We start from the raw sequence: 6512 nt of genomic DNA, 5'->3' as shown, positions 1-6512 counted from the left end.
TGGCTCCACAGGTAGGACTCGAACCTACGACCGATCGGTTAACAGCCGATTGCTCTACCACTGAGCTACTGTGGAATATTGTGGTGTTTGTGTTGCTGACTTTAAACATTATATCGAAAGTGTTTTTTGATGTCAACACTTTTTTTGGAATCGCTTTTCGATTTGCTTGTCTCGTTCAGCGACTTCTATAATATAGCACAGCTCATTTAATATAGGCAACACTTTTTTATAATTTTTTTCTCAATTTGCCTCTGCATTTTCCACACACATATTTAGACGTATCGATCCTTCTCTTCCGTCTATATAAAAGATAACAATCTTGACACTCATACTCATGTAGAACCTTCGTTTGTCTCTTAGCTCCTGGTATTTCTCTACAATACCTAGCTCCACCTACATGCGTCAACAGCTCTTTAAAGTCAGCATCTCTATGTTTATAGCCTCTTCCCTCTATATGAAGGTGATAATGACACAACTCATGTTTAATAATCTTTATTAATTCTTCTTCTCCGTACAGTTGGTACTGTTTAGGATTAAATTCAAGATTATGCGACCGTAACAAGTACCTGCCGCCAGTCGTACGTAGTCTTGAATTAAACGTCGCTTCGTGTACAAATGGTTTTTTAAAACTCGTTAGAGAGATCTCTTCAACCATCTTTTGCAGTTCACTCTGATTCAATGTCACCCGCCTCCATACAAAATACAATCAACACTGACAAACTCTCCTACATATACTAAATATACTACCACAACTAATAAGGAGTTGGGAGAAATGCCTACCTGGTTACGCACTCAACTACAAAAGGCTTTCAAAGAGCAGAACCGCCATCAAATAAAGATCCTTAATCAATGCTGGTTTTACTATCAACGTAAAGAACAAATGAATAAGCATTTAGGTTAAAGAAAGGGCCATGCATTTTCGCATGGTCCTTTCTTTATTTATACGGTTTGCGCAGCCGGCTCTAGCATTGTGAGAGCAACCCTGCCTTTTTTTATATCGACATCCTCAACCCATACCGTTACAATTTCTCCAACAGCCACTACTTCAAGAGGATGCTTCACGAACCTTTTAGTTAGTTTAGAAATGTGAACTAACCCATCTTGCTTTACCCCTACATCAACAAACGCTCCAAAATCGACTACATTTCTCACAGTCCCTTGAAGTTCCATCCCGCGAGTTAAGTCTTCTAATTGAAGAACCCCCTGCTTTAACAAAGGTTTTGCTACTTCATCACGCGGATCTCGAGTCGGTCTGATAAGTGTTGCGATGATATCTTTAACAGTCGGAATACCAAGTCCAAGCTCCTCTGCTATTTGCCGTTCATTCAATCCAGACAGTTTTTCGCTCAGCTCTTTTGTACCTACATCTTTTCGTGACGCACCGACCTTATCAAGGAGTGCTTCGGTTTCCTTATAGGTCTCTGGATGAATCCCTGTAGCATCAAGCGGATTCTTCCCTCCTTGAATGCGTAAGAAGCCGATACACTGTTCATACGTTTTCGCACCTAGTCTAGGTACTTTCTTTAATTGTGCCCGACTAGTAAACCGCCCTTCTTCCTCTCTGCGTTTCACAATATTTATAGCAACCGACTTCGACAGTCCAGCAACATACTGCAATAATGAAACGGAGGCGGTATTCACATTTACACCAACTTGGTTAACTACTGTCTCTACCACAAAAGTTAATGATTCAGATAATCTTTTTTGCGCAACATCATGTTGATATTGACCCACACCAACGGACTTCGGATCAATTTTTACGAGTTCAGCTAATGGATCTTGGAGCCTTCTTGCAATAGAAACAGCACTTCTTTCTTCAACTTGGAATTCTGGAAATTCCTCACGACCTAGCTCAGAAGCAGAATATACACTCGCTCCAGCTTCATTAACAATCAAATAATACAATTCTCCTGGTAAATCGTTGATAAGGTCAGCAATAAACTGCTCCGTCTCTCTCGAAGCTGTGCCGTTCCCAATAGCAATCATTTCTACCTTATGTTCTTTAACTAATTGTTTTACTTTCGCTGCTGCTTTTTCAACTTCATTTCTAGGTGGCGTTGGATAAACAACTCCTATATCGAGCACCTTCCCAGTCCCGTCCACCACAGCTAACTTGCACCCTGTACGGTAAGCAGGATCCACTCCAAGCACAACCTTATCTTTAATAGGCGGCTGTAAAAGGAGGTTTCTCAAGTTCTCTGAAAAGATATGAATTGCTTGTTCTTCAGCTTTTGCAGTCAGTTCGCTTCTTATTTCTCGTTCAATTGATGGTTCTATTAAACGTTTATATCCATCTTGAATAGCCAGCTTAACATATTTAGCAGCTGGTGAGTCTCCCGCGCGAGCCATATAACGCTTCTCGATCTCCCCTATCATCTTCTCTGCCTGAAACTCAATTCCCGCTTTTAAAACCCCGTCTTTTTCTCCGCGGTTCATAGCAAGAATTCTATGAGGTACGATGGAGCGGACTGCTTCTGAGTATTCGTAATACATTTCATATGTACCTTTTTCATCAAGTTCCTTGTCTTTAACAACCGTTTTAATTTGACCATCTTTAAACGAACGTTCGCGAATGAACTTTCTTAAATCCGCATCATCAGACACCCATTCAGCAATGATATCTTGAGCACCACCGAGCGCCTCTTCAATCGTAGTCACACCTTTTTCTTCATCAATATATTGAAGTGCTTCTTTGCCAATATCAGTTTGTTTCGGATACGTAATTAACCATTCCGCTAATGGCTGCAACCCTTTTTCTTTTGCGGTTGTAGCTCTTGTACGCCTTTTTTGCTTATAAGGTCTATATAGATCCTCTATTTCTTGTAACTTCATAGCCTGATCAATTTTCAAAGCGAGCTCATCTGTCAACTTATCCTGTTCACCGATTAAGCGTTTAACCTCGTCTTTTCGCTGCTGAAGCTGATTTGCATACTCCCACTTCTCAACGATTGTACGGATTTGAACTTCATCTAATGATCCAGTCAATTCTTTTCTGTAGCGCGCAATAAAAGGCACTGTATTTCCCTCTTCAACTAGATCAATTAAATTTCTTATGTACTTTTCATTTACTGACAGTTCTTTTTCTATTTCTTGAATTAACTTATTATGAAAATCATTCATCTCATCGAGCTCCTTTACTAGTAGCCTGTAACCCTAATCATACCATATGCCGCTTCACGTAACTAACTTCCCTATCTTTCGTGAATATCCTGCTAGCTCTACAAAACAAAAATAAACCCCCTTATTAGCTAAGGAGGTTTATTAATTAAGCTTTCCTACTAGTAACGTCACATCATCAACAGCAAAGCGATCTAGTGTTATTAAATGTTTAAATTCTTCCTTTAGAGAGCCAATCGCAAGTAGATTTTTCTTAGAGAAAGGGATCTTTACCCCGTCAGAATAAAGCATAAAAATACTGCCTTTCTTATAGGAAAAACGTTTACTTTTAATCATAACTTGCCTTCCCGATAAATAACCCCTAATGGGTATAGGCTGAAGCGTAGTGCCGTCTGGTTCATACATAACAAACCCGATGTTGCCGAAGTTACAATAAATAACCTCTTCTTTTTGAAAATCAACTTTTACTAATGTTAGAACTGCACCGCGTTTGTTAACCATTGCTTGATTACAACGAGTGACAATTTCATCAACTTCTAAAAAACGATTTTCTTTGATGACTTCAATAGCTGCATCAGCAGATTCAGAAGCTCCCTCACCGCTGCCTAAACCATCAACCACCGCGCATAATGTAAAATCCTCTTCTTCAACTACGACATGAGCATCACCACAGTGAACATTTCCCGGTTTAGGCTGTTGAACTGCAGCTACCTCAATGTGTTTGTTTTCATAAAGAGAAATCATATTATAAAATCTCCGAAGGCTCGACTTTAATTGAATCTCGTAATTTTTGTAACGCCCTACGTTGAAGACGTGATACATGCATTTGAGAAATACCGAGTTTTTCTCCTGTTTCTTTTTGACTCAAATTGTCATAGTAGGTTAGCATGAGAATTTGTTTTTCACGTTCATTAAGCACTTGGAATGCTTTTTGAAGCAGCATCTTTTGATCAGTTTTCTCAAACCCGCTGTCTTCATTGCCGACAAGGTCAAGCAATGTAACTTCTCCACCTTCTTGGTCAGCCTCAAGCGAACGGTCAACAGATAATGCTTGATAACTTTTGCTCATCTCCATTGTCTCTAGAACTTCCTCTTCAGAAACCTCTAGATACGCAGCTATTTCATGAACAAGTGGAGAGCGGTTAAGTTCAACCGTCAAGGATTCTACAGCCTTTTTGATTTTAGGGCCTAACTCTTTAATACGTCTTGGAACATGCACACTCCACGTTTTATCACGTATGAATCGTTTAATTTCACCGACAATAGTTGGCACGGCAAAAGATTCAAAACTACGTCCAAACTCGCTGTCAAATCGAGTTAGGGCAGCGAGCAGACCTACCATTCCAACTTGGTATAGATCTTCGTCGTATTCCCGTCCTTTAGAAAACTTTCGAGCTAATGAACGGACAAGAGCCTCATAATGCTTAACCAGCTTTACTTGAACCTCTTCTTCGCCTGTTTCCTGATAAAGGCGAATCCATTCATATACCTCATCTTTGTTCTGTTTGTGTGGAAGGGACTCCGTCGACATTTTTCTCCACCTCATCTCCGCGAATGAACTTTGTCATCATTAAGATAACCCCTGATTCATCATTGATTTCCACTTTGTCCATTAAAGTGTTGATGAGGAAGAGGCCAAGCCCCCCTTCTTTCAAATCACCGACCGGCTTAGTCGAGTCAACTGGACCTAAACGCTCACGTAAACCATTGATATCAAAACTTTGTCCGCGGTCCGCTATGACAATTTCCATACGGTCTTCGTGCAGCACAAAAGAAGCGGAAATCAACCCTTCATCTTCATACGCATGGTTTACTACGTTCGTACATGCTTCTGCAACTGCAATCTTAATATCTTCAATATCGTCGTACGTAAATCCAAGGCGATTGGCAATTCCAGAAACCGTCAAACGCACGACACCAACAAATTCAGGCTTAGCCGGAACACTCATCTCGATGTGATCTACTTGCTGTTGGTTCATTTCGCTTCCTCCCCTTTAATCGGTTCGATCTGGATAACCTCATCTAATCCAGTAATCGTAAACAGGCGGTGTACCCGTTCAGACAACCCCGTTAACACTAACGAACTGTCCTTCGAGTCTGTTAATTTTAGAATTCCTACAAAAATCCCCAAGCCTGTACTATCTATATATTGAACGTTTGTTAAATCGACGATAATCTTATTTGATCCTTGCTCAGCAAGCGGTGTTAGTGTGCTGCGAAGCTTCGGCGCGGTATAGGCATCAATTTCTCCTGTTACATATACAAGCTCTGCGCCCTCTGACTGTTCATGACGAATATCTAAGTTCATCTATAATCTCCTCCTGGTATCCCATCTACAATAGTTTATAAATACCACAAAACAATCATTTTTAAACTTTTCGACGCAAAATCATTAATGTAAAGTCATCTCTCAAGGTAAAATCTTGTAATTTCACAAGTTCCTTATAGACGCTGTCGACAATTTCTTGAGCACTTAAATGCATGTAGGATCTTATTAACTTCACTATTTCTTCTCGTTCAATAAAATCATCATCTACTCGGCATTCCGTTACACCATCTGATAAAAAGACAATAAAATCATCTTGTTCAACCTTTTTATGATACTCACGGAATTTTGTATGGCGTGAGACTCCTAAAACTAAGCCTTTTGCATACAATTCTTCGAAACGATCCTCAGAAGATGAATAATAAAATCCAGGTTCATGCCCCGCTCCAGAATAATGGAATTCATGCGTCCCTGTATCATATGCCCCGTACATCATCGTAATAAACATACTATCATCAACGTTCTGCTCGACGACCCTGTTCAAGTTCTCAAGCAGCGCGCCTGGCCTAAGTCTTTGTTCAGGCAAGCTGTCCATGGCGTATTTAATCATAGACATACACAAAGCAGCAGGAACACCTTTCCCAATAATATCTGCTATGGCTACCCCTACATTACCGTGCTCATCTCGAACAAAATGATAGTAGTCTCCGCTCATTTTTGTAGCCGGTACACTCACTACACCGATATCTAACACATCGTCAGACGGAATTTCTTTAGGCAGCAATGTTTGCTGCATATTAGCAGCTACATCGATCTCTGATTCAAGTTCTTTTTGACGATCACGTAAACTTTGATGTTCACGATAGGCAAGTCCATAGCCCATCATAACTTCTAAGAGTAACTCAAAAGAATCCTGCACCTCACTTGATACATTCGGAAACAACTCTTCTAAAATAGAGCGGTGAATACTGACCAATTCCTCAGGTGATATTTGATGCTCAAGTAAAATTTTACTAAATTGCTGTGCTTCATATAACCCTTGTTCACTTTTATCATGAAGGAATGTCTGCAATATATGTTTGTATGATTCTTCTAGCTTTTGAACAGTATTATTCACGCTGGCCCTCCT

8 protein-coding genes and 1 tRNA gene are annotated in these 6512 nt (G+C 40.1%); 1 reads left to right on the top strand and 8 read right to left on the bottom strand.

The genetic code is table 11. The annotated features are described in order from the left end of the window. Positions 1 to 75 (bottom strand) — tRNA-Asn (locus A33I_RS12660). 151 nt (positions 76 to 226) lie between these two features. Further along, positions 227 to 679, bottom strand: coding sequence for a SprT family protein (locus A33I_RS12655; RefSeq protein WP_022628766.1), 453 nt, complete (start codon positions 677 to 679; stop codon positions 227 to 229). 93 nt (positions 680 to 772) lie between these two features. On the opposite strand from A33I_RS12655, the gene cmpA reads away from it, so the two are divergent. Next, positions 773 to 901, top strand: coding sequence for a cortex morphogenetic protein CmpA (cmpA, locus tag A33I_RS20280; protein ID WP_012957266.1), 129 nt, complete (start codon positions 773 to 775; stop codon positions 899 to 901). Positions 902 to 939: 38 nt separating this feature from the next. Here the strand turns inward: cmpA and A33I_RS12650 are convergent, their stop codons facing one another. The 6 genes from A33I_RS12650 to A33I_RS12625 all read right to left on the bottom strand — a co-directional run bounded on the left by A33I_RS12650 (position 940) and on the right by A33I_RS12625 (position 6500). Next, positions 940 to 3120: a Tex family protein gene (locus tag A33I_RS12650; protein ID WP_022628765.1), complete on the bottom strand. Its 2181-nt coding sequence runs from the start codon at positions 3118 to 3120 to the stop codon at positions 940 to 942. A gap of 141 nt (positions 3121 to 3261) precedes the next feature. Next, positions 3262 to 3861, bottom strand: a complete 600-nt coding sequence (locus tag A33I_RS12645; RefSeq protein WP_022628764.1) for a SpoIIE family protein phosphatase — start codon at positions 3859 to 3861, stop codon at positions 3262 to 3264. Position 3862: 1 nt separating this feature from the next. Further along, positions 3863 to 4648, bottom strand: a complete 786-nt coding sequence (gene sigB, locus A33I_RS12640; RefSeq protein WP_012957263.1) for an RNA polymerase sigma factor SigB — start codon at positions 4646 to 4648, stop codon at positions 3863 to 3865. Next, positions 4608 to 5096 carry an anti-sigma B factor RsbW gene (gene rsbW / locus A33I_RS12635; protein ID WP_022628763.1) on the bottom strand — a complete coding sequence of 163 codons (489 nt, stop codon included), beginning with the start codon at positions 5094 to 5096 and terminating at the stop codon, positions 4608 to 4610. Before rsbW ends, sigB begins: the two co-directional genes overlap by 41 nt. After that, positions 5093 to 5425 (bottom strand): STAS domain-containing protein, encoded by a 333-nt coding sequence (locus tag A33I_RS12630; RefSeq protein WP_012957261.1) that lies wholly within the window; start codon positions 5423 to 5425, stop codon positions 5093 to 5095. The genes rsbW and A33I_RS12630 overlap by 4 nt, the downstream gene beginning before the upstream one ends. Before the next feature lie 61 nt (positions 5426 to 5486). Then, on the bottom strand, positions 5487 to 6500 hold the full coding sequence (locus tag A33I_RS12625; protein ID WP_022628762.1) for a PP2C family protein-serine/threonine phosphatase: 1014 nt from the start codon (positions 6498 to 6500) through the stop codon (positions 5487 to 5489). Positions 6501 to 6512 lie beyond the last annotated feature (12 nt).

The organism is Alkalihalophilus marmarensis DSM 21297 (assembly GCF_000474275.2).
In the GTDB taxonomy this organism is placed as follows: domain Bacteria; phylum Bacillota; class Bacilli; order Bacillales; family Bacillaceae_D; genus Alkalihalophilus; species Alkalihalophilus marmarensis.
Note: the sequence above shows the minus strand (reverse complement) of the source record. Positions and strands in the feature narration are given on the sequence as shown.

Coding starts and splice junctions, on each gene's coding strand:
- cmpA (WP_012957266.1), top strand. CDS start 773: ATGCCTACCTGGTTACGCACTCAACTACAAAAGGCTTTCAAAGAGCAG.
- A33I_RS12650 (WP_022628765.1), bottom strand. CDS start 3,120: ATGAATGATTTTCATAATAAGTTAATTCAAGAAATAGAAAAAGAACTG.
- A33I_RS12645 (WP_022628764.1), bottom strand. CDS start 3,861: ATGATTTCTCTTTATGAAAACAAACACATTGAGGTAGCTGCAGTTCAA.
- sigB (WP_012957263.1), bottom strand. CDS start 4,648: ATGTCGACGGAGTCCCTTCCACACAAACAGAACAAAGATGAGGTATAT.
- rsbW (WP_022628763.1), bottom strand. CDS start 5,096: ATGAACCAACAGCAAGTAGATCACATCGAGATGAGTGTTCCGGCTAAG.
- A33I_RS12630 (WP_012957261.1), bottom strand. CDS start 5,425: ATGAACTTAGATATTCGTCATGAACAGTCAGAGGGCGCAGAGCTTGTA.